The following is an 18,827-nucleotide window of genomic DNA, read 5'->3' as shown; positions in this document are numbered from 1 at the left end:
GTGCAGAAACACTGCGAATCGGAGCGGTCCATCTGCACCCGGCTCCTATCGGGGACCGGCGCTGGACTCCGCACACGGCCGCAGCGGCAGGAGGGGCCGGACGACAGTCCGCTTTCTGCACCCGGTGCCTACCGTATAGAGGCTTGGCCGTTACACCTGGGAGAATCGCCGGTGGCGTTGCTGCACCCGGCACCTACCGACCGCTTGCCGGCGTGGCGGCCGGCACGGATGGGTAGGCATCGGGTGCAGATCGCTGCGGAGGCTGGAGATCCCGGCGCCTCGGGGGGCGCCCCAGGGACCGTCCCCGGAATCCGGCCGGGCATTTCCAGCCCGATTCGGACGGGTTTCCGGTAGGTGCCGGGTGCAGAAAGGAATGTCCGGCAGCCGGTCCCGCATTTTCCTGCACCCGGTACCTACCGGTCCGCACCCGGTACCTATCGCTTCTGCACCCGCAACCTAGCTATCTGCACCCGGTACCTACCGGCTTGGGGGAGGGCATGCCAAATCCGTCGTTGCGCATCGGACGTCCAACCCCATAGCGTGTATCGCTGGAGACGTGGCTGGAGACCCCAAGATGTCGAGCAACACACCGGGCGGAAAGGGCGACGTGAAGCAGATGGCGTTGCCGCTCCAGTTCGCGCTGTTCGAGATCGACGAGCCCGACGACGCCAAGCGCACGACCCATTTCGTCGGCCTCTACGATGTTGCGCCCAAATGGGTTTTTTTCGCCTCCGATGTCGCACGGTCCAACGGCCGCAAGCGCTCCGCCGGCGCGGTCGACGCCGCGGAGCCCGATCCGGCCAAGCCGCGGTTCCTGCGCCAGGTGAAGCGCGAGTTCGTCTTCAACGACAAGAGCTATTCGCTCAAGATCCTGCCGGCCCGCATCGAGCGCCGGGTGAAGGAGGGCGCCACCGAGGTCGTCGAGGAAATCGACATGTTCCCCGGCGAGAAGGAGCAGGTCGTCGAGGAGGTCATCCGCCGGCTTGCGGCCGAGAAGGCCCGGCTGTCGACCGGGGACAAGGACTCCATCGTCTTCAAATTCACCCTTTACGAGGTGATGCAGGAGCTTCGGCGGGTCAAGCACACGCTGAGCCTGCCGGAACTCAAGGAGGCGCTTCTCGTCCTGCGCCGCTCGACCATCGTCATCGCGGAGAAGGGCGGGAAGAACGCCCTGCTCGATTCCAGCGTCTTCCCGCAATTGTGGATGCGCAACCAGGACGTCAATGCCGGCGGCTCGCCGGACGAGAACGGCCGCGCCGACGTCGAGACCGCCGTGCAGTTCAACTGGATGGTGGAAAACACCATCCGCAGCGTCGAGCAGCAGCGCATCTCCTATGAATGGCTGATGCGCATCGCCAACCCGTTCTCGCGCTGGCTGTTCAAGCGCGTGGCCTTCACGCTGCTGCAACGCCATCACCAGGACCGGTCCAGCATCGAGATCACCGCGCGGGAAATCATGCGCGATAGCGGCATGACGGAATGGGCGCGCTGGTCGAACATGCTGCGGTGGATTTCCGACATCGTCGACGTGCTGCAGAAGGTCGGCGCTCTGGCGGAGGTCGAACGGGAGGTCGTCAAGGTCGGCAAGCGGCACGACGACATCATTTTCCGCCTGCGTCCGTCCGACCTGTTCCTGCATCAGATCGCCGAGGCGCATCGGGTGTCCGCCTGGAGCCGGCGGGAAATCGCCCGTGCGACCGACGCCGAACAGGCTCCGGGCAGCTTCGTCCGGGTCGATTCCAGGGAACTGGCCGACACCCGGCGCCGCCGGAAGGCCGAACTGGTGTCGATCGGCGAGGACTGAGAGAACCCGCCGGGCCGCCGGTTTCACTCGCTCTGCGGCGCCACCACCCGCATCACGAACCCGGTCGGCTTCGCTGTCGGGCCGAAGGGGCCGGGGACCTTGTTGGCGACCGCCGGCAGGCTCTTCAGGTAAGCGGCGATGGCATAGGCGTCGGCGTCCGTCAGGACGGAGAAGGCCATCCACGGCATCACCGGCGCCAGCATGCGCCCGTCCGGCCGCTTGCCGGTCCGCAGCGTGGCGACGATCTGATCCTCGCTCCACTCGCCGAGCCCGGTCGCTTTGTCCGGCGTCAGGTTCGGGCCATGGAACACGCCCAGGCCCGGGATCTCGAAGCCGACCTCCGACCCGCTCAGCGCGTGGGCGAAATCCGGCTTGCCGAGGAAGTTGCCCGGCGTGTGGCAGTCGTTGCAGCCGCCGAGGGCGACGAGATACTTGCCGCGCTCCACCCTCTCATCAGCGCGGGCCCCATCGGCGTGGAAGGCGAGAGCGGCGGCGGACAGCAGGAGGGCGGTGCACAGGGTCTTGCGGAACATCGTCGGCAACTCCGGATGATCAGGCGGCGAGCGCGCCATGGACGAGGGACTGGACCGCCGCGACCACCGCGTCGGCATGGGGAACGAAGGCCTGCTCCAGCGGGAAGCTGGCCGGGGCCGGGGCGTCCGGGCCGGTCAGCCGCAGCACCGGCGCCCGCAGGCTGGCGAAGGCCTTTTCGGCGACCAGCGCCGCGACCTCCGCCCCGACGCCGCACAGGCGGCTCGCCTCGTGGACGACCACCAGCCGGCCTGTCTTGGCGACCGACCGCAGGATGGCGTCCTCGTCCAGCGGCTTCAGGCTGCGCAGGTCGAGGACATCGGCGGAAATGCCGGCCTCGGCCAGCCGGTCGGCGGCAGCCAGGCAGGTGCCCACGGTCTTGGCGTAGGAGACCAGCGTCACATCGTCGCCTGTCCGCCGCAGTGCGGCCTGCCCCAGCGGGATCGCGTCGATGTCGTCCGGCACCTCGCCGGCGCTGTAGCCGAGCGCGATGTCGGCGAAGATCAGCACCGGGTTGTCGTCGCGGATCGCCGCCTTCAGCAGCCCCTTGAAGTCGGCTGGGGTCGAGGGCATCGCCACCTTCAGGCCGGGGCTGTGGACGAACCAGGATTCTATGTTGTGGTTGTGCTGGGCGCCGACACCCCAGCCGGCACCGGTCATCGCCAGCACCACCATCGGGAACTTGAACTGTCCGCCGGAGATGTAGCGCAGCTTGCCGGCGCTGTTGACGATCTCGTCCATCGCGTAGCACAGGAAGGGGGCGAACAGCAGGTCGATCACCGGGCGCAGGCCGGTGGCGGCGGCCCCGGCGGCGGTGCCGGCGATGATGCCTTCGGCCAGTGGGGTGTTGCGGACGCGGGCCGGGCCGAATTCGCCCAGCAGGTCGCGGCGCTTGGTGGCGACGCCCTCGCCGAAGATCAGCACGGAGGGGTCGCGGCGCATCTCCTCGGCCAGCGCGGCGGAGATCGCATCGTTCACGGTCATCTGGGTCATGATGTCGGTCTCCTCGGTCAGGCGTAGACGTCGCGGGTCAGCTCTTCGGGCGCCGGGTACGGGCTGGCCTCGGCGAAGGCGGCGGCCGCCTCCATCTGCGCCCTGACCTGCTCCTCCATCCGGGCGGCGGCAGAGGCGTCCAGCAGCCCGTCGCGCTCCAGCCGGCCGCGCAGCAGGATGACGGGGTCGCGTTCGCGCCAGCGGGCCAACTCTCCGGGGTCGACATAGGACTGGTCGTCCGGCTCGAAATGGCCGCGCAGCCGGTAGGTCATGGCCTCCAGCAGGAAGGGCTTGCCGGTGCGGCGGATGGCGGCGACCGCGGCGGCGGCGGCCTCGAACACCGCCAGCGGGTCGTTGCCGTCGACCACCGCGCTGTCGATGCCGTAGGCGGCGGCATGGTCGGCGACGCCGTCGGCCGTCATCGTCTCCTTGCGGTGGACGAAGGCCTGCCACTGGTTGTTCTCGCAGACATAGAGGATCGGCAGATTCCACACCGCGGCGAGGTTCAGCGATTCGTGGAAGCGCCCTTCGCAGGCCGCCCCGTCGCCGAAGAAGCAGACGACGATGCCGGGGCCGCCCTGCATCGAGCGCGACAGCCCGACGCCGGTCGCCAGCGCCAGCTCGCCGCCGACGATGGTGGAGGTCAGGACGACGCCCAGCTCCCTGGCGGAGATGTGCAGCGACCCGCTCTTGCCGCCGCAATAGCCGCCGCTCTTGCCCTGCACCTCCGCCAGCATCCGCCCGGGGTCGGCGCCGCGGGCCAGCAGATGGCCGGCGCTGCGGTGGTTGGTGAGGATCAGGTCGTCGGGGGTCAGCGCCGCGACGACGCCGACGGCCGACGCCTCTTGCCCAATGGCGGTGCAGGTTCCGGCGGCGCGGCCGCGGCCATGCAGGTCGACCAGGGTTTCTTCGTAGGCCCGGATCAGCATCATGCGCTCCAGCATCATGCGTTCCAGGGCCTCCACGGGAGGAAGGGCGGTCATGTCGGTCGGCTCCGTGACGTTGTGTGCGGAACGGACCCTACGCAGGCAATCGCCGCCGGCTTGCTAACTGTTGCCTAACGGAATGCTAAAATATTCGTAACCGTTTCTGACCCGATAACTGTCGGGATGGAAAGTAAAGCCGGACGGTGTTCACGACGTCTCCTGGAGGAGGAGCGGCTTCGTCACCACCAGGCGGAAGCGCCCGCGTCCGGTCTTTTCGATGCGCAGCACGCCGCAGCGCTCCGCCAGCCGGCGTTGCAGCAGGATCAGCCGCGCTTCCAGATTCTCGGCGAAGTCGGGCAGCGGGATGTCTGGCGCCAGCCGCAGCTCGCGGTTGGTGAAGTCGGTGCGGCCGAGCGTGGTGTGGTCGCGCACCAGCTTCCACAGGATGGCGCCGGCCACGCCCTTGATCAGATAATCGTGGTCGACGAACACGCTGTCGTCGGCGGCGTAGTGGCGCACCACCACCGGGGCGCCGCCGGCCTGCGGGCAGGCGGCGGGAACGGGTGCCACCTCCTCCGCCGGGGGCAGGGCCTGCATCAGCGCGCCGAGCTGGGCGGCCAGCGTCGCCAGCGCATCCTCGTCGTCGTAGGTGAAGCGCATCTCCTGCCGGCTCTCGACGAACAGCACGCCGGCCAGCCGCCGCCCGGCCAGGATCGGCACCGCCAGCTGGCTGTGCGGCCGGTCCAGCCCGGGAAAGGGGATCTCGCGGGCCGGGCCGCCGGTCAGCCCGGCGTCCTCCGCCCCGTCGCGGGCGGTCAGGCTGTAGGCGACGTCGCTGGTCATGTGGGTGATGCGGATCGGCACCCGTTCCCGTGCGGCCACGCCGATCACCCCCTCGCCGGGCGCCACCTCCGACCCGACGCCGGAGGAATCGTAGCCGAGTGCCGCGACGGTGAAGAGCCGGTCGGTCGCCGCGTCCGGCATCAGGATCAGCGCATGCTCGACCCCGAACAGCCGCCGCAGCACGCACAGGCTGTGGTCGAGCAGTTCCGTCAGGTCGGCGCAGCCGCGCAACTCCTCGCAGGCCCGCCGGGTCGCCGACAGGAGGCTCCGCTGGGCGACCGGCGCGGGAAGGGGCGCGCCGCCGGGCACCGCCTCGATTGCCGTCACCCGGTAGAGGTCGGCGCCGAGCAGGCGGAACACGTCCTGCATTCCGACATGGGAGGCGATGCCGGCCAGCTTGGCCTTCATGCTCTCGAACAGCGGACCGCTGGTCTCGGTGCGCAGGTAGCACAGCTCCATCCGGTACTGCGCAGCGGTCGGCGGGTCGATCAACTGCAGGACGGCGATGGGGTTCGCCAGGATGTTCGCGCGAGTCTTGTTGAAGAACTGATAGGACAGCGCGACGTGGTCGGGATCGACGTAATGGACCTGCGACAGCAGCGAGACGTTGGGCGTTCCGTCCGGCGCACAGGTGGCGATGGTCGCCGGAACCGCCCCTTCCAGGCAGGCGCGGATCGCATCGAGCGTCAGGGAGGCGCTGGTGGCGGCACTCATGGCGGCACCGCGGTGCCGGCCTTCGGGCCCGGTGTCTGGTCGTAGAGCCGCGACGGCCGGAAGCGGACCATTGCCAGTGTGGCCGGGTCATGCGCCATCAGGGCGCGGGTGAAGGCGTCGCTGTAGCCGATCAGCGCCAGTTCGGCGGAGAAGGCGTCGACGTGGCGGGCGGCAAGCGCCGCCGCCTCGGCATCCGCTGCGGTGACGATGGCGTCCTCGCCGGCCAGTTGGATGGAGATATGCGTGCTCGGCTCGGTCGCCGCCAGGGCGAAGCGTCCGGTCTCGGCAACCGCAGCCAACAGGGCGGCGTTCGCCGTCCGGTCGAGGCAGACGCCGATCCAGGCCCCGTCGGCCGGCACCTTCACCGCCAGCGCCCGCCCGACCCGCGGTCGGTTCGCCCGGTCGCTCGACGATACGACCAGGCTGACGCCACGCTCCAGGAAGGTCAGGATCGCCTCGCTCAGACCAGCCCGTGCCGGCCTTCCACCCTCCGGCCCCACTCTTTCCGGCCACCCGCCCCGCTGCCCGTCCCGCTGCCCGCCGTTCGCCACGAAAGCCTCTCCGGTCGTCCAGCCCCAGACTACCAAGAGGTGGGCGGCGGCAGCAAACACGCACACGATTGCCGGCCGTGACCGGATGGGGAGGGGAAGCCGCCGCCGGCTGCGCCGGCAAGGCGCTGCCGGGAAAAGCCATGCGCATGACCCAAAGCGGGCTGTCGGCCATTGGCTCGAAGCGATCCGCCGCGCGTTGCCACCGGCTCGGTGCCAATGAAGAGTCTAATATAGACGCTATATCATCTTTCGCGGCCATTAAGTTGCGATGAAACCGGGGTTGGGGATATCCCGAATTTCAATTACGCAGACTGACGCGATATAAAATTTCAACATGTGCCTTGCGGCGACGTGGCGAATGCGATGACGCGGCGAATGCGGTGAAGAAAAATGGCCGATCTCAGTGGAAGCGTTGTTGTGGACTGCGTTGGCCCGATGACGCTCATCGAAGTCGAGGACGTTCGCGACCGGCTTCGGGATTCGCTGAATTCGGCTGGCCGGGTCGATGTCGATTGCAGTGAAGTTGGAGAGACATCGATCTGTTTCATTCAACTTCTGCTGGCGGCACGCACGAGCGCAGCCGGGCGGGGCATCGGCCTTCACCTCAAGCAGCCGATCTCAGCATCGATGCGCGATGCCCTCGAACGGGGCGGCTTCATCGGTATGTCCGGACCGACGCGCAAGGCGGATGAATTCTGGATTGGAGTGCCCTGACATCATGGCGAAGACCATACTAGCCGTCGACGATTCCGCCAGCATGCGCCAGATGGTGAAGTTGACCCTGTCCTCTGCCGGTTATCAGGTGGTGGAGGCCGCGGACGGGCGTGACGCTCTGGTCAAGGCGAAGTCCGGCAGCTTCAATCTGGTGCTGACCGATCTGAACATGCCGAATATGGATGGCCTGACGCTGATCCGCGAATTGCGGACGCTGCCGGCCTATCGCGGCATCCCGATGGTCTTCCTGACCACCGAATCCGACGCCGGCAAGAAGGCCGAAGCCAAGGCGGCCGGCGCCACCGCCTGGATCGTCAAGCCGTTCCAGCAGGACCAGCTGCTGAGCGTCGTCCGCAAGATCGTCGGCACATGACCGGCGGCGACCCGGGCCAGGTCTTCCGCGAAGAGGCGGCGGAGCTTCTGGCCGATCTCGAATCCGCACTGCTCCGTCTGGAGCAGAACCCCACCGACCGCGAGCCGCTCGACACCGCGTTCCGCGCCCTGCACACGATCAAGGGCTCCGGCTCGATGTTCGGGTTCGAGGCTGCGGCGAGCTTCACCCATCATCTGGAAAGCGCCTTCGACCGGATGCGCAAGGGCGAACTGGCCGCCACGACGGCGATGATCGGCATCGCCCTTGCCGCCAAGGACCATATCCGCATCCTGATCGAGGACCCCGCCAGTGCCGACCCTGCCGTAGTAGACGGCATCCTGGCCCGGCTGGCGGACCTGAGCGGCAGTGCCGCGATGTCCGCTCCCCTTGGCCGGGAGCGCGACGACGAGGAAAGCCGGGCGAGCTGGCGTGTCCGGTTCCGGCTCGCTCCCGACGCGCTGGAGCGCGGAACCAACCCGCTGCTGCTGCTCGACGAGCTGCGCGGGCTGGGCGAGGCCAAGATCGTCGCCCTGACCGACGACGTTCCGCCGCTGGAGGCGTTGGAACCGACCAGCTGCCACATCGGCTGGGAGCTGATCCTCACCACCACCCATCCGCGCTCGACCATCGAAGACGTGTTCATCTTCGTGATCGACGAGACCGAACTGACCATCGAACCGATGTCTGCGATGCCGGAGCCGGGGGCGGAGCAGGAGCCGGTGCCGATGCCCGTGACGGCGATGGTGGCCGGGCCTGTCCCGTCGAAGGAGCCGGCCCCGTCGAAGGCGGACGGAGCGGCCGAAAAGGGCAGGGCGCAGCCGGCGGCCAATTCGATCCGCGTGCCGGCGGAGCGGCTCGACGATCTGATGGATCAGGTCGGCGAGCTGGTGATCGCCCATGCCCGTCTGAAGCAGCTGATTTCCGACAGCGTCGATCTCCAGATCAAGTCGGTGACCGAGGAGATCGAACGGCTGTCCAACGGGCTGCGCGACATCACCATGGGCATCCGCATGGTGCCGGTGGAATCGCTGTTCGGCCGCTTCCGCCGGCTGGTCCGCGACCTCTCGCAGGAACTGGGCAAGGACGTGGCGCTGACGATGTCCGGCGAGGAGACCGAGCTGGACAAGACGATGATCGAGCGGCTGAACGACCCGCTCGTCCACATCATCCGCAACAGCCTGGATCACGGGCTGGAACCGGCGGCGGAGCGCGTGGCGGCCGGCAAGGCGCCGCAGGGCCGCATCCACCTGTCGGCCCGCCATGCCGGAACCCGCGTGCTGATGACCATCCGCGACGACGGGCGCGGGCTGGACCGTGACCGCATCCGGGCCAAGGCCGAGGAGCAGGAGCTGATCCCGCCCGGTGCCAAGCTGTCGGATGCCGAGCTGTTCCAGCTGATCTTCCATCCCGGCTTCTCGACGGCGCGGACCTTGACCAGCGTGTCGGGCCGCGGCATCGGCATGGACGTGGTCAAGCGCACGATCGACGGGCTGCGCGGCACCATCGAGGTGTCCAGTCTTCCCGGCGGCGGCACCGAGATCACGCTCGGCCTGCCGCTGACGCTGGCGATCATCGACGGGCTGCTGGTCCGGGTCGGGCAGGGGCGCTACGTGATCCCGCTGTTCGCGGTGGAGGAATGCGTCGAGCTGCCGGCCGATGTCGAACGCCGCCATGCCAACCGCAACTTCCTGAACATCCGCGGCGCGCTGGTGCCGTTCCTGCGTCTGCGCGACAGCTTCGCCGTCCGTCATCCGCCCGATCCCTATCAGAAGATCGTCATCATCTCCTCCGGCGACAAGCGCGTCGGTCTGGTGGTCGATCAGGTGCTGGGCGACCACCAGACCGTCATCAAGTCGATGTCCAAGCTGCATGCCGGCGTCGCCAACTTCTCCGGCGCCACCATCCTGGGCGACGGCTCGGTCGCGCTGATCCTCGACATCGCGCAGATCGTCGCCGCCGGCCAGACGCAGGAACTGCGGCGCGAAGCCTGCTGAGCGCTCCTCAAAAGCGAACCGATTCCACCGACAGACCTCACAGGGAGGCCGGCATGGCCGTCACCGGGACAGAGACCTTTGAAGCGCTGACCCTGGGGCTGGGCGGCGAGATCTTCGCCATCGACGCCAATTCGGTCCACGAGATCCTGGACATCGTTCCCCAGACCGAGGTTCCGGGCGCGCCGCCGCTGGTCGGCCACCTGATCAACGTGCGCGGCAAGGTGGTGCCGCTCGCCGACCTGCGCATCCGCTTCGGCATGGAGCGCACGCCGCCGACCATCGACACCCGCATCGTCGTCGTCGAAATCCTGCTGGACGACGAGCCGACGGTGGTCGGGCTGCTGGCCGACAAGGTCCATGAGGTGACCGGCATCGCCGGCGCCTCCATCGAGGACACGCCCGACATCGGCATGCGCTGGAACCCCGACCTGATCAAGGGGATCGGCAAGCGCGGCGACGACTTCATCGTCATTCCGGACATCGTCCGCATCTTCACGACCCACTGAACTCAGGACAACGGAAACCAGACCGGCCAGCGCCGTCCCAACCATCGGACAGGCCGCACCGGTTCGCGGAGCGAGGAACGACCATGCGCATCTCCATCAAGGCCAAAATCGTCGCGGCATTCGGCACGGTCATCCTGCTGTCCGCCGCCACCGCCGGCATCGCCCTGAACGGGCTGTCGGACCTGAACCAGAAGATCGAGGAACTCGTCAGCGTATCGTCCCAGCGGATCAACGTCGCCCGCCAGATGCCGACCACGGTCTATCTGATCCAGCGCGAGGAGAAGAACTTCCTGCTGTCGAACAGCGAGGAGGACATGGACCGCTTCGACAAGGCGATCCTGGCGCGCCGGGAAGAGTTCAAGGGAATCCTGGAACAGTACCGGCGCGTCGCCGATCCGGAGGCCCAGCGCAAGCTGACCCAGATCGAAGCCGTGATGGCGGAGTTCAACACCGCCCAGGACAAGGTGCGGTCCGTGGGCCGCGTCCACTCCAACGGCAAGGGCGCCGAACTGCTGACCGGCACCGCCAACGAGACGGTCAATGTCGCGCAGGAGGCACTGCGCCCGCTGCTCGACCGGGTCGAAAACGGCTCGCAGGCCAGCGCCGAGCAGATCGCCATCGCCCATCTGGTCCGCCGGATGACGACGGACTGGATGGCCGCCCGCGTGGTCGTCCGCAATGCGCTTCTGGTGTCCGACGACGCCTCGACGGAAGTCGCGCTGAAGCCGCTGCCCGATCTTTTGAAGCGCGTTGCCCAGCAGCAGGAGCAGATCCGCGCCCGTCTGACCGCCGACGACGACATCCGGGTGTTCGCTACCTTCCTTGAGCGCTACCAGGCCTATCTGCGCCTGACCGACGACGTCGTGGCCCTGGCCCGCAAGAACACCGAGGTGAAGGCGCTGGCGCTGTCCATCGGCGAGGTGCGGACCGCCGCCACCAAGCTGGCGACGATTGCCAACGATCTCGTCGCCGACGCCGAGAAGGGCATGACCCAGGACCGGCAGGCGGCGGAGGCCACCTACGCCCAGATCCGCGCCGTCACCATCGGCGCCGTCGCCATCGCCCTGCTGATCGCCATCGCCGCCGGCGCCTACATCGCCATTTCCATCGCCCGTGGCCTCGGCAAGGCGGTCGGTCTGGCCGATGCGGTCGCCATCGGCGATCTCGGCCGGAAGGTGGAGGTGTCGACCGACGACGAGATCAAGGATCTGGTGACGGCGCTGAACAGCATGACCGCCAACCTGCGGGCGACCGCCGAGGTCGCCGACGAGATTGCCCGCGGCAACCTGACCGTCCAGGCCCGTCCGCAGTCCGACAAGGACACGCTGGGCCTGGCGCTGGAAACCATGCTGGAGAAGCTGCGCGGCGTGGTGACCGACGCGCTGTCCGCCTCCGACAATGTCGCCGCGGGCAGCCAGGAGCTGTCGGCCAGTTCCGAACAGCTGTCGCAGGGTTCCACCGAGCAGGCGTCCGCCGCCGAGCAGGCCTCGGCCTCGATGGAGGAGATGGCCGCCAACATCAAGCAGAACGCCGAGAACGCCACCCAGACCGAGAAGATCGCCCGCCAGTCGTCCAAGGACGCGCAGGCGTCGGGCGAGGCGGTCAACAAGGCGGTGCAGGCGATGCAGACCATCGCCGAGAAGATCAGCATCGTGCAGGAGATCGCCCGCCAGACCGACCTCTTGGCGCTGAACGCCGCGGTCGAGGCGGCGCGGGCCGGCGAGCATGGCCGCGGCTTCGCCGTGGTCGCCTCGGAGGTGCGCAAGCTGGCCGAGCGCAGCCAGGGTGCGGCGGCGGAGATCAGCTCCCTGTCGGCGGAATCGACCAAGATCGCCCAGGAGGCCGGGCAGATGCTGGCCCGGCTGGTGCCCGACATCCGCAAGACCGCCGAACTGGTCGAGGAGATCAGCGCCGCCTGCCGCGAGCAGGACATCGGTGCCGAGCAGATCAACCAGGCGATCCAGCAGCTCGACAAGGTGACGCAGCAGAACTCCAGCGCGTCGGAACAGATGGCCGCGACCTCGGAGGAGCTGTCGTCGATGGCGACGCAGCTTCAGGACACCATCTCGTACTTCACGGTGGAGGAGAAAGCCGCCGCCCGCTCCGCCGTTCGCAGCCCGGTCGCTGTGGCCGCCCAGGCCCGGCCGGCGCAGGCCCAGCCCCCGGCCGCCCGCCGTCCTGCAACGGTCGTCACCATGACGCAGAAGCCGGCGGCGAAGCTGAACGGCAGGGACCGCGGCGTGAAGATCGCGCTGGAAGGCGGCAGCGGCCCCGACGCGCTCGACGCCCGCTACACCGCGTTCTGATCGCCGGGCCCTTTCCCATGCAAGGAGGGATGGTGCTTGCAGCGTCATCCCGCCGTTCCGTCCCCCGAACCGGAAGCCGCAGATGACCAGCGCGACCGCGCCCCGCGAACCGGCGCAATATGTGACGATCGGCATCGATCGCGAAGTGTTCGCCATAGAGGTCGCCATCGTGCGCGAGATCCTCGATCTCCAGCCGATCACCCGCCTGCCGCATGCGCCGTCCTTCCTGGTCGGCATGATTGACGTGCGGGGGCAGGGGGTGCCCACCGTCGATCTGCGGGTCAAGCTGGGCCTGCCGGCGGCGCAGCCCACCGCCAACACCAGGATCGTCGTGCTCGACGTGCCGCAGCGCGGGCAGTCGATCACTGTCGGCGTCATCGCCGACCGGGTGTTCGAGGTCACCGCGCTCGACGAGCGCGGGTTGGAAACGCCGCCCCAGGTCGGCGGTCGCTGGCGGTCGGACTGCATCCAGGCCATCGGCCGTTCCAACGGAACGTTCGTCATCGTCTTCGACATCGCCCGGCTGTTCGCCGAGGACGACGTGGCTCTGCTGGACATGGCCGACGGTATGGCGGGCCTGATGGCGGACGGGGTGTCATGATCGATCACGACGATCCGCAGCCAGAGGAAGGATCGCGGCGGTCGTCCTCCGACACCCTGTCGGAGCGCGACTTCGCCCGGCTCGCCGCCATCATCGAGCGCCATGCCGGCATCCGGATGCCGCCCGGCAAGCGGACCATGGTGGAAGGCCGTCTGCGCCGCCGTCTGCGGGCGCTCGGTCTGCCGGACATGAACGCCTATTGCCGCCATGTGCTGGACGACGGCGGGCTGGACGGCGAGATGGTCGACCTGATCGATGCCGTCACCACCAACAAGACCGACTTCTTCCGCGAGATCGAGCATTTCCGCTACCTGATGGGCACCGCCATTCCGGCCCTGTCCCGTCTCCCCCACCGGCCCGGCCAGGACCGCCCGCTCAAGATCTGGAGTGCGGCCTGTTCGACCGGGGCGGAGCCCTACACGGTGGCGATGCTGCTGCTCGACCGTGCCGGCACCGGGACGCCGATCCGCCACGAGATCATCGGCACCGACATCTGCACGGAAGCGCTGGCCGCCGCGAAGACCGCCGTCTACCCGCTCGACATGGCGAAAATGGTGCCCGCCCCCTTCGCGTCACGCTATCTGATGCGGTCGCGCGACGACGGCAATCCCACGGTCCGGCTGGTGCCGCCGGTCCGCCAGTCGGTCCGCTTCGGCCATCTCAACGTGATGGATCCGGTCTATCCGGTGGCGAGCGACATGGATGTCGTCTTCTTCCGCAACATCCTGATCTATTTCGACAAGAAGACGCAGCAGAGGGTGCTGGAGAAGCTGTGCGGCCATCTGCGGCCCGGCGGCTACCTGTTCGTCGGCCACAGCGAGACCATCGCCAACATGGACCTGCCCGTGAAACAGGTGGGTTCCGCCATTTTCGTCCGGAGCTGAACGATGGGCCAGAAGATCCGCGTGCTGATCGTCGACGATTCCGCGACCGTCCGCCAGACCCTTGCCGGCATCCTGTCGTCCGATCCGCAGATCGAGGTGATGGGGACCGCCGCCGATCCCTATGCCGCCGTCCGCCGCATCGCGGAGGAGGCGCCGGACGTCATCACGCTCGACGTCGAGATGCCGCGCATGGACGGCATCACCTTCCTGCGCAAGCTGATGAGCCAGCACCCGATCCCGGTGGTGATGTGCTCCTCGCTGGTGGAGGATGGCAGCGAGACGCTGATGCAGGCGCTGGAGGCCGGAGCCGTCGACGTCATCCTGAAGCCGCGGATCGACACCCGCCAGAGCCTGCTCGACGCCCAGGTCCGCATCTGCGACACGGTGAAGGCGGCGGCCCGCGCCCGCCCGCGCCCTTCCGCCCGCCCGGCCTCCGCCGCCGCCACTCCCACTCCACTCGGCCGCACCCGCGCCCCGGAACCGAAGCTGAGCGCCGACGTGATGATGCCGGCCCCCAGCGGCGGGGCGATGGCCCGCACCACCGAGCGCGTCATCTGCATCGGCGCGTCCACCGGCGGCACCGAGGCCCTGCGCGAGGTGCTGGAGGCGCTGCCCGCCGACAGTCCCGGCATCGTCATCGTCCAGCATATGCCGGAAAGCTTCACCGCCGCCTTCGCCCGCCGGCTCGACAGCCTGTGCGAGATGACGGTGCGCGAGGCGCGCGACGGCGACACGGTGCTGCGCGGGCAGGTGCTGATCGCGCCGGGCAACCGCCATATGCTGCTGCAACGCAGCGGCGCCCGCTATCTGGTGGCGGTGAAGGAGGGGCCGCTGGTGTCGCGGCACCGGCCGTCGGTCGATGTGCTGTTCCGGTCGGCCGCCCATTGCGCCGGCGGCAATGCCGTCGGCGTCATCATGACGGGAATGGGGGACGACGGCGCCACCGGGATGCGCGAGATGCAGCAGGCCGGCGCCTTCACCGTCGCCCAGGACGAGGAGAGCTGCGTCGTCTTCGGCATGCCGAAGGAGGCCATCGCGCGGGGCGGGGTGGACAAGGTGGTGGGACTTTCGTCGATCCCGCGCGAGATCCTGCGCCATGACCGCTCGTGACCATATCCGCTTCCCCTGACGCATCCGTTTGGAAAAGGCTTCCGGCATGTACAGCACCGTTGACGCAGTGGCCCTCGGCGGTCCGGGCGGCGCCCTCCCGGCGGCTTCCCAGTCCGGCCCAGGCGCCGGCCCGGATACCGGACTGATCCGCTCGCTGAGCGCCGAACTGCGCGCCGCATCGGCGCCGATCGAGACGACCTTCCTGACGGTCGGCGAAACGCTGTCGCAGACGCTGGAGCGGATGACGGCCATCGCCGGCCGCTTCAGCGCCCTGTCCATGTTGATCGACAGCGAGGACGGCGCCGATGCCTGCAAACGGTTGGGCACCGTCCGCAGCGTGACCGACGGCTTGGCGGGCAATCTCCGGCAAACGCTGGCCGATCTGACCGATCTCGATTGCACGGGGGCCGATATGGCCGCCCTGCTCGCCACCCTGTCGAAGATCATCGGCGAGATCACCGCCCTGGCGATCAACGCGAAGGTCCAGTCGGTCCAGATCCGCACCGGCAGCGACGATTTCAGCGTGTTCAACCGGGAAATCGACCGGCTCCACCGTCTGGCCGAGGCGGCGACGACGCAGGCTATCGGACGCCTCGCCGATCTGCGCACGACCATGTCCGCGGCAAAGGACGGCGCCGGTGCGTTCGAGCGCGACAACCGCACCCGCCTGGACGATGTCGGCAGCCGTCTGCAGGCAAGCCTGGACCGCTTGACGGCATACCGCCGCACCGCGCAGGCGGCATCGCAGCGCTTCGTCGGCCGTGTCGAGGAGATCGGCCGGCGGATCGCCCGCTGCATCAGCGACCTTCAGGTCGGCGACTTCACCTGCCAGCGGCTGGCCCATATCGGCACGGCCATGGATGTGCTGGCCCTGCTGGCGGACCCGCCCCCGGCGTCATCCGTGGCACGGGACCTGCGATGGCTGGCCGAGCTGGAGCTGGGACACCGGCAGGATCTGTCGGCGGCGATCTGCACCCTCGAAATTCGCCAGTGCGTCGAGGCGTGCGCCGATTTCGGCAGTCAGGTGGCGTCGCTGAAGGACAATCTGGAAGCGCTTGCCCGCGATGCGGACAGCATCGCGCAGGAAGCCCGGGAGCTGTTCGGGTCGGGCGGCGACATCCCGGCTGCCGGCAAAACGGCAGGCAAGTCCGTTCTGCACGATGTCGCGGGCGACGTCGACCGGGCGCTGGAGCTACTGCATCACTATCGCCGCTCCGACGACATCATCCGCAGGCAGGTCGGCGAAGTCTCGGGCGGTTTCGTCGCCATGGGGCGGGATGTTCTCGCCATCCGCTCCATCGACACCGACATGCGGCTGATGGGGCTGAACACGACGCTGAAATGCGCGCGCCTTGGCGATGCGGGGCGGGCGCTGGGCGTGGTTGCACAGGAACTGCGCGCGTGCAGCCGCCGGACCGAGGACATGTCGAAGGCGATCTCCGAGGCGATCCATGCGGCCACCGACCGCGCGAACGGCCTGGACCGGCGGTCGGGCACCAACCATCGGGTGGCGATGGAGCTGGTGGATGCCATGACCGGCTCCATGGACTGCCTGAAGCGGCTGCATGCCGATCAGATGCGTTCCCTGTCGACCATGACCGGCGATTGCGCGGAGGCCTCCAAGGTGCTGACCGGCACGGTAGGCCGATTGGGCATGGAGCTTCGGCTCGAAGGCTTCACCCAACGCTTCGTCGACCGGATGCAGCCCTATGCCGGACGGGGAGACATCCATGCCCCGGGAATTTCCGACGACCTGAACCGGCTCTTCGCGTCGCAGTATACCGCGGAACGGGAGAGAAGCATCCATTCCGAGCTTTTCGGTGGCCTGCAAGGCGGCCGGGGGCCAACCGGCCAGGAGAAAGCCGGCCCGGAGAAAAGCGGCCAGGAGCAGGGCGGCGAGATCGACGAGTTCTTTCTTTGAGACATTGCCTTTGAGGAATTGCGCGTAGCCGACCCGCACCGGCCTCTCGGAACGCTTCGCGGCATCGTGGACCCGCAAGTACGCCTTCCACCGCGCCGGTGCCCCGCAGCAGGCGGAGCACCGGCAACCCGGCGGCAACCGGGCTTGCGGACGTGCCGTCCTTCAGCCGAAGACGCGCGACAAGGCGCCGTCGATGGCCGCGACGATGCGGTCGATGTCGTCGGCGGTGGCGATCAGCGCCGGGCTCAGGCACAGCGTGTTGTTCAGGCCGGGCAGCGAGCGGTTGGTGGCGCCGATGATGACGCCGTTCGCCATGCAGTCGGCCACCACCGCCTGCACCAGCCTCTCTTCCGCCGGCTCCTTCGTCGTCCGGTCCTGCACCAGCTCGACGCCGCAGAACAGGCCCTTGCCGCGCACGTCGCCGACGGCGCGGTGGCGCTCCGACAGCTCCCACAGGCCGGCCATCAGCCGCTCCCCCATCGCCCGGGTGTTGGCGAGGAGATTCTCGTCCTCGATGATCCGCATGTTCTCCAGCGCCGCCGCCGGCCCGGCGACGCAGCCGCCGAAGGTCGAGATGTCGCGGAAGAAGGACATCGGGTCGGCGGGATCGTCCTTGAACAGCTCGAAGATCCGCTCGGTCGTCACGGTGCAGGAGATGGCGGCATAGCCGGACGCCACGCCCTTCGCCATGGTGACGAAGTCCGGCTGCACGCCGTAATGCTGGTAGCCGAACCAGGTGCCGGTGCGCCCGAGCCCGCAGACCACCTCGTCGATGTGCAGGAGCACGTCATGGCGGCGGCAGATGTCCTGCACCTTTTCCCAATAGCCCTTGGGTGGGGTAATGACACCGCCACCGGCGGTGATCGGCTCCAGGCACAGCGCGCCCACCGTGTCCGGCCCCTCGCGCAGGATCACCGCCTCGATGGCGTCGGCGGCCAGCTCGCCGTAATTCTCAACGGCACCGTACTGGCTGCGGTATTCCAGGCAATGCGGCACCTCGACGAAACCCTCGGGGAAGGGGCCGAACTGGGCGCGGCGCTGCGCCTGCCCCGCCGCGGCCAGCGTGCCGAGCGTGGTGCCGTGATAGTCGCGCTCGCGGTAGAGGATCTTGGATTTGCGGCCACCATGGTGCCGGTGCGCGATCTGGCGCACCATCTTGAACACCTTCTCGTTCGCCTCCGAACCGGAGTTCGAATAATAGACCCGGCTCATCCCCGGCATCTTGGCCACCAGCTTCTCGGCGAAGCGGGCGCCGGCGATCGACCCGGCGGAATTGGCGAAGTAGTTCAGCTTGACCAGCTGGTCGCGCACCGCGTCGGCGATGCTGGCCCGGCCATAGCCGACATTGACCGTCCAGACGCCGCCCGACACGGCGTCGAGATATTCGCGCCCGGCGGCGTCCCACACCCGCATGCCCTTGCCTTCGACGAAGATGCGCGGGTCGGTCGTCTCGAACCCCTTGTGCTGGGTCAGATGGTGCCAGACATGGGCGCGGTCGGCCTCGATCACATGCCGGATGTCGTTGGTGCGTGACAGGTCGTTCCGAAGGACGTCATCCATCGGTCATCTCCTAGGGGTGGGATGCGGTGCCGGTTGCGGCGGGATCAGGAAAGGGCGGGATCAGGCGGGTGTTTCGCGGTGGATCCTGAACGGCGCCCAGGACTGGCTGACCGGCATGATCTCCACGCTGTTGATGTTGACGTGGGAGGGCAGCGAGACCACCCAGCGCACCGTCTCGGCGATATCCTCGGGCTGCAGCGGGTTGGCTCCGCCATAGAGCGCGTCGTAGGCATCCTTGTTGCCGCCGGTGCGCACCAGGGTGAACTCGCTCTCCGACAGGCCCGGCTCGATGGAGGTCACGCGCACGCCCTGCGCCGACAGGTCGCAGCGCAGACCGAGCGAGAACTGCTTCACGAAGGCCTTGGTGCCGGCATAGACGTTGCCGCCGGGATAGGGCCAGTTGGAGGCGATGGAGGCGAGGTTGACGATCAGCCCGCGCTCTGCGATCAGCCGGTCCAGCAGCAGGCGGGTGATCGTCAACAGCCCGGTGACGTTG

Annotated in this window: 17 protein-coding genes; 10 read left to right on the top strand and 7 right to left on the bottom strand. The window is 68.3% G+C overall.

What is annotated here, in order from left to right; genetic code table 11:
- The first annotated feature begins 574 nt into the window (after positions 1 to 574).
- Positions 575 to 1,804: a plasmid replication protein gene (locus tag TSH64_RS03090; RefSeq protein WP_109095514.1), complete on the top strand. Its 1,230-nt coding sequence runs from the start codon at positions 575 to 577 to the stop codon at positions 1,802 to 1,804.
- A gap of 23 nt (positions 1,805 to 1,827) precedes the next feature.
- Here the strand turns inward: TSH64_RS03090 and TSH64_RS03085 are convergent, their stop codons facing one another.
- From TSH64_RS03085 to TSH64_RS03065, 5 genes are all read right to left on the bottom strand, one after another.
- Complete coding sequence (locus TSH64_RS03085; protein WP_109452196.1) at positions 1,828 to 2,337, bottom strand: c-type cytochrome; 510 nt, start codon at positions 2,335 to 2,337, stop codon at positions 1,828 to 1,830.
- A gap of 19 nt (positions 2,338 to 2,356) precedes the next feature.
- Positions 2,357 to 3,328, bottom strand: a complete 972-nt coding sequence (locus TSH64_RS03080; RefSeq protein ID WP_109095513.1) for a pyruvate dehydrogenase complex E1 component subunit beta — start codon at positions 3,326 to 3,328, stop codon at positions 2,357 to 2,359.
- 17 nt (positions 3,329 to 3,345) lie between these two features.
- On the bottom strand, positions 3,346 to 4,311 hold the full coding sequence (locus tag TSH64_RS03075; protein WP_109095512.1) for a thiamine pyrophosphate-dependent dehydrogenase E1 component subunit alpha: 966 nt from the start codon (positions 4,309 to 4,311) through the stop codon (positions 3,346 to 3,348).
- 150 nt (positions 4,312 to 4,461) lie between these two features.
- Positions 4,462 to 5,811: a GAF domain-containing protein gene (locus tag TSH64_RS03070; RefSeq protein WP_109095511.1), complete on the bottom strand. Its 1,350-nt coding sequence runs from the start codon at positions 5,809 to 5,811 to the stop codon at positions 4,462 to 4,464.
- On the bottom strand, positions 5,808 to 6,362 hold the full coding sequence (locus TSH64_RS03065) for a hypothetical protein (protein ID WP_247872716.1): 555 nt from the start codon (positions 6,360 to 6,362) through the stop codon (positions 5,808 to 5,810). Before TSH64_RS03065 ends, TSH64_RS03070 begins: the two co-directional genes overlap by 4 nt.
- A 390-nt stretch (positions 6,363 to 6,752) precedes the next feature.
- Here TSH64_RS03065 and TSH64_RS03060 point away from each other — a divergent pair, with 390 nt between their 5' ends.
- The 9 genes from TSH64_RS03060 to TSH64_RS03020 all read left to right on the top strand — a co-directional run bounded on the left by TSH64_RS03060 (position 6,753) and on the right by TSH64_RS03020 (position 16,771).
- Entirely contained in the window at positions 6,753 to 7,076 is a 324-nt protein-coding gene (locus TSH64_RS03060; RefSeq protein ID WP_109095509.1) for an STAS domain-containing protein, read from the top strand.
- Between the two features lie 4 nt (positions 7,077 to 7,080).
- Positions 7,081 to 7,449 (top strand): response regulator, encoded by a 369-nt coding sequence (locus TSH64_RS03055; protein ID WP_109046704.1) that lies wholly within the window; start codon positions 7,081 to 7,083, stop codon positions 7,447 to 7,449.
- On the top strand, positions 7,446 to 9,443 hold the full coding sequence (locus TSH64_RS03050; RefSeq protein WP_109095508.1) for a chemotaxis protein CheA: 1,998 nt from the start codon (positions 7,446 to 7,448) through the stop codon (positions 9,441 to 9,443). Before TSH64_RS03055 ends, TSH64_RS03050 begins: the two co-directional genes overlap by 4 nt.
- A 53-nt stretch (positions 9,444 to 9,496) precedes the next feature.
- Positions 9,497 to 9,949, top strand: a complete 453-nt coding sequence (locus TSH64_RS03045; RefSeq protein ID WP_098734811.1) for a chemotaxis protein CheW — start codon at positions 9,497 to 9,499, stop codon at positions 9,947 to 9,949.
- An 83-nt stretch (positions 9,950 to 10,032) separates the two neighbouring features.
- On the top strand, positions 10,033 to 12,255 hold the full coding sequence (locus TSH64_RS03040) for a methyl-accepting chemotaxis protein (protein WP_109095507.1): 2,223 nt from the start codon (positions 10,033 to 10,035) through the stop codon (positions 12,253 to 12,255).
- Between the two features lie 82 nt (positions 12,256 to 12,337).
- Positions 12,338 to 12,856 carry a chemotaxis protein CheW gene (locus tag TSH64_RS03035; protein ID WP_109095506.1) on the top strand — a complete coding sequence of 173 codons (519 nt, stop codon included), beginning with the start codon at positions 12,338 to 12,340 and terminating at the stop codon, positions 12,854 to 12,856.
- A complete protein-coding gene (locus tag TSH64_RS03030) occupies positions 12,853 to 13,740 on the top strand; it encodes a CheR family methyltransferase (RefSeq protein WP_109095505.1) in 888 nt (295 codons plus the stop codon). The genes TSH64_RS03035 and TSH64_RS03030 overlap by 4 nt, the downstream gene beginning before the upstream one ends.
- Before the next feature lie 3 nt (positions 13,741 to 13,743).
- Positions 13,744 to 14,850, top strand: coding sequence for a chemotaxis response regulator protein-glutamate methylesterase (locus tag TSH64_RS03025; protein WP_109095504.1), 1,107 nt, complete (start codon positions 13,744 to 13,746; stop codon positions 14,848 to 14,850).
- A 46-nt stretch (positions 14,851 to 14,896) separates the two neighbouring features.
- Positions 14,897 to 16,771: a methyl-accepting chemotaxis protein gene (locus tag TSH64_RS03020; protein ID WP_158285332.1), complete on the top strand. Its 1,875-nt coding sequence runs from the start codon at positions 14,897 to 14,899 to the stop codon at positions 16,769 to 16,771.
- A gap of 162 nt (positions 16,772 to 16,933) precedes the next feature.
- Here the strand turns inward: TSH64_RS03020 and TSH64_RS03015 are convergent, their stop codons facing one another.
- Both TSH64_RS03015 and TSH64_RS03010 read right to left on the bottom strand, forming a co-directional pair.
- The gene (locus tag TSH64_RS03015) at positions 16,934 to 18,331 is read right to left on the bottom strand and encodes an aminotransferase class III-fold pyridoxal phosphate-dependent enzyme (protein ID WP_109095503.1); all 1,398 of its coding nucleotides are present in this window, start codon (positions 18,329 to 18,331) and stop codon (positions 16,934 to 16,936) included.
- Positions 18,332 to 18,391: 60 nt separating this feature from the next.
- Positions 18,392 to 18,827 (bottom strand): SDR family NAD(P)-dependent oxidoreductase (locus TSH64_RS03010; RefSeq protein WP_146208111.1); only part of this gene is annotated, 436 nt, incomplete at its 5' end.

This window comes from Azospirillum sp. TSH64, from assembly GCF_003116035.1.
In the GTDB taxonomy this organism is placed as follows: domain Bacteria; phylum Pseudomonadota; class Alphaproteobacteria; order Azospirillales; family Azospirillaceae; genus Azospirillum.
This window is presented reverse-complemented; position numbering and strand designations above follow the sequence as displayed.

What these genes read in the sequence shown, in the direction of transcription:
- TSH64_RS03090 (WP_109095514.1), top strand. Translation starts at nt 575, where the DNA reads ATGTCGAGCAACACACCGGGCGGAAAGGGCGACGTGAAGCAGATGGCG.
- TSH64_RS03085 (WP_109452196.1), bottom strand. Translation starts at nt 2,337, where the DNA reads ATGTTCCGCAAGACCCTGTGCACCGCCCTCCTGCTGTCCGCCGCCGCT.
- TSH64_RS03080 (WP_109095513.1), bottom strand. Translation starts at nt 3,328, where the DNA reads ATGACCCAGATGACCGTGAACGATGCGATCTCCGCCGCGCTGGCCGAG.
- TSH64_RS03075 (WP_109095512.1), bottom strand. Translation starts at nt 4,311, where the DNA reads ATGACCGCCCTTCCTCCCGTGGAGGCCCTGGAACGCATGATGCTGGAG.
- TSH64_RS03070 (WP_109095511.1), bottom strand. Translation starts at nt 5,811, where the DNA reads ATGAGTGCCGCCACCAGCGCCTCCCTGACGCTCGATGCGATCCGCGCC.
- TSH64_RS03060 (WP_109095509.1), top strand. Translation starts at nt 6,753, where the DNA reads ATGGCCGATCTCAGTGGAAGCGTTGTTGTGGACTGCGTTGGCCCGATG.
- TSH64_RS03055 (WP_109046704.1), top strand. Translation starts at nt 7,081, where the DNA reads ATGGCGAAGACCATACTAGCCGTCGACGATTCCGCCAGCATGCGCCAG.
- TSH64_RS03050 (WP_109095508.1), top strand. Translation starts at nt 7,446, where the DNA reads ATGACCGGCGGCGACCCGGGCCAGGTCTTCCGCGAAGAGGCGGCGGAG.
- TSH64_RS03045 (WP_098734811.1), top strand. Translation starts at nt 9,497, where the DNA reads ATGGCCGTCACCGGGACAGAGACCTTTGAAGCGCTGACCCTGGGGCTG.
- TSH64_RS03040 (WP_109095507.1), top strand. Translation starts at nt 10,033, where the DNA reads ATGCGCATCTCCATCAAGGCCAAAATCGTCGCGGCATTCGGCACGGTC.
- TSH64_RS03035 (WP_109095506.1), top strand. Translation starts at nt 12,338, where the DNA reads ATGACCAGCGCGACCGCGCCCCGCGAACCGGCGCAATATGTGACGATC.
- TSH64_RS03030 (WP_109095505.1), top strand. Translation starts at nt 12,853, where the DNA reads ATGATCGATCACGACGATCCGCAGCCAGAGGAAGGATCGCGGCGGTCG.
- TSH64_RS03025 (WP_109095504.1), top strand. Translation starts at nt 13,744, where the DNA reads ATGGGCCAGAAGATCCGCGTGCTGATCGTCGACGATTCCGCGACCGTC.
- TSH64_RS03020 (WP_158285332.1), top strand. Translation starts at nt 14,897, where the DNA reads ATGTACAGCACCGTTGACGCAGTGGCCCTCGGCGGTCCGGGCGGCGCC.
- TSH64_RS03015 (WP_109095503.1), bottom strand. Translation starts at nt 18,331, where the DNA reads ATGGATGACGTCCTTCGGAACGACCTGTCACGCACCAACGACATCCGG.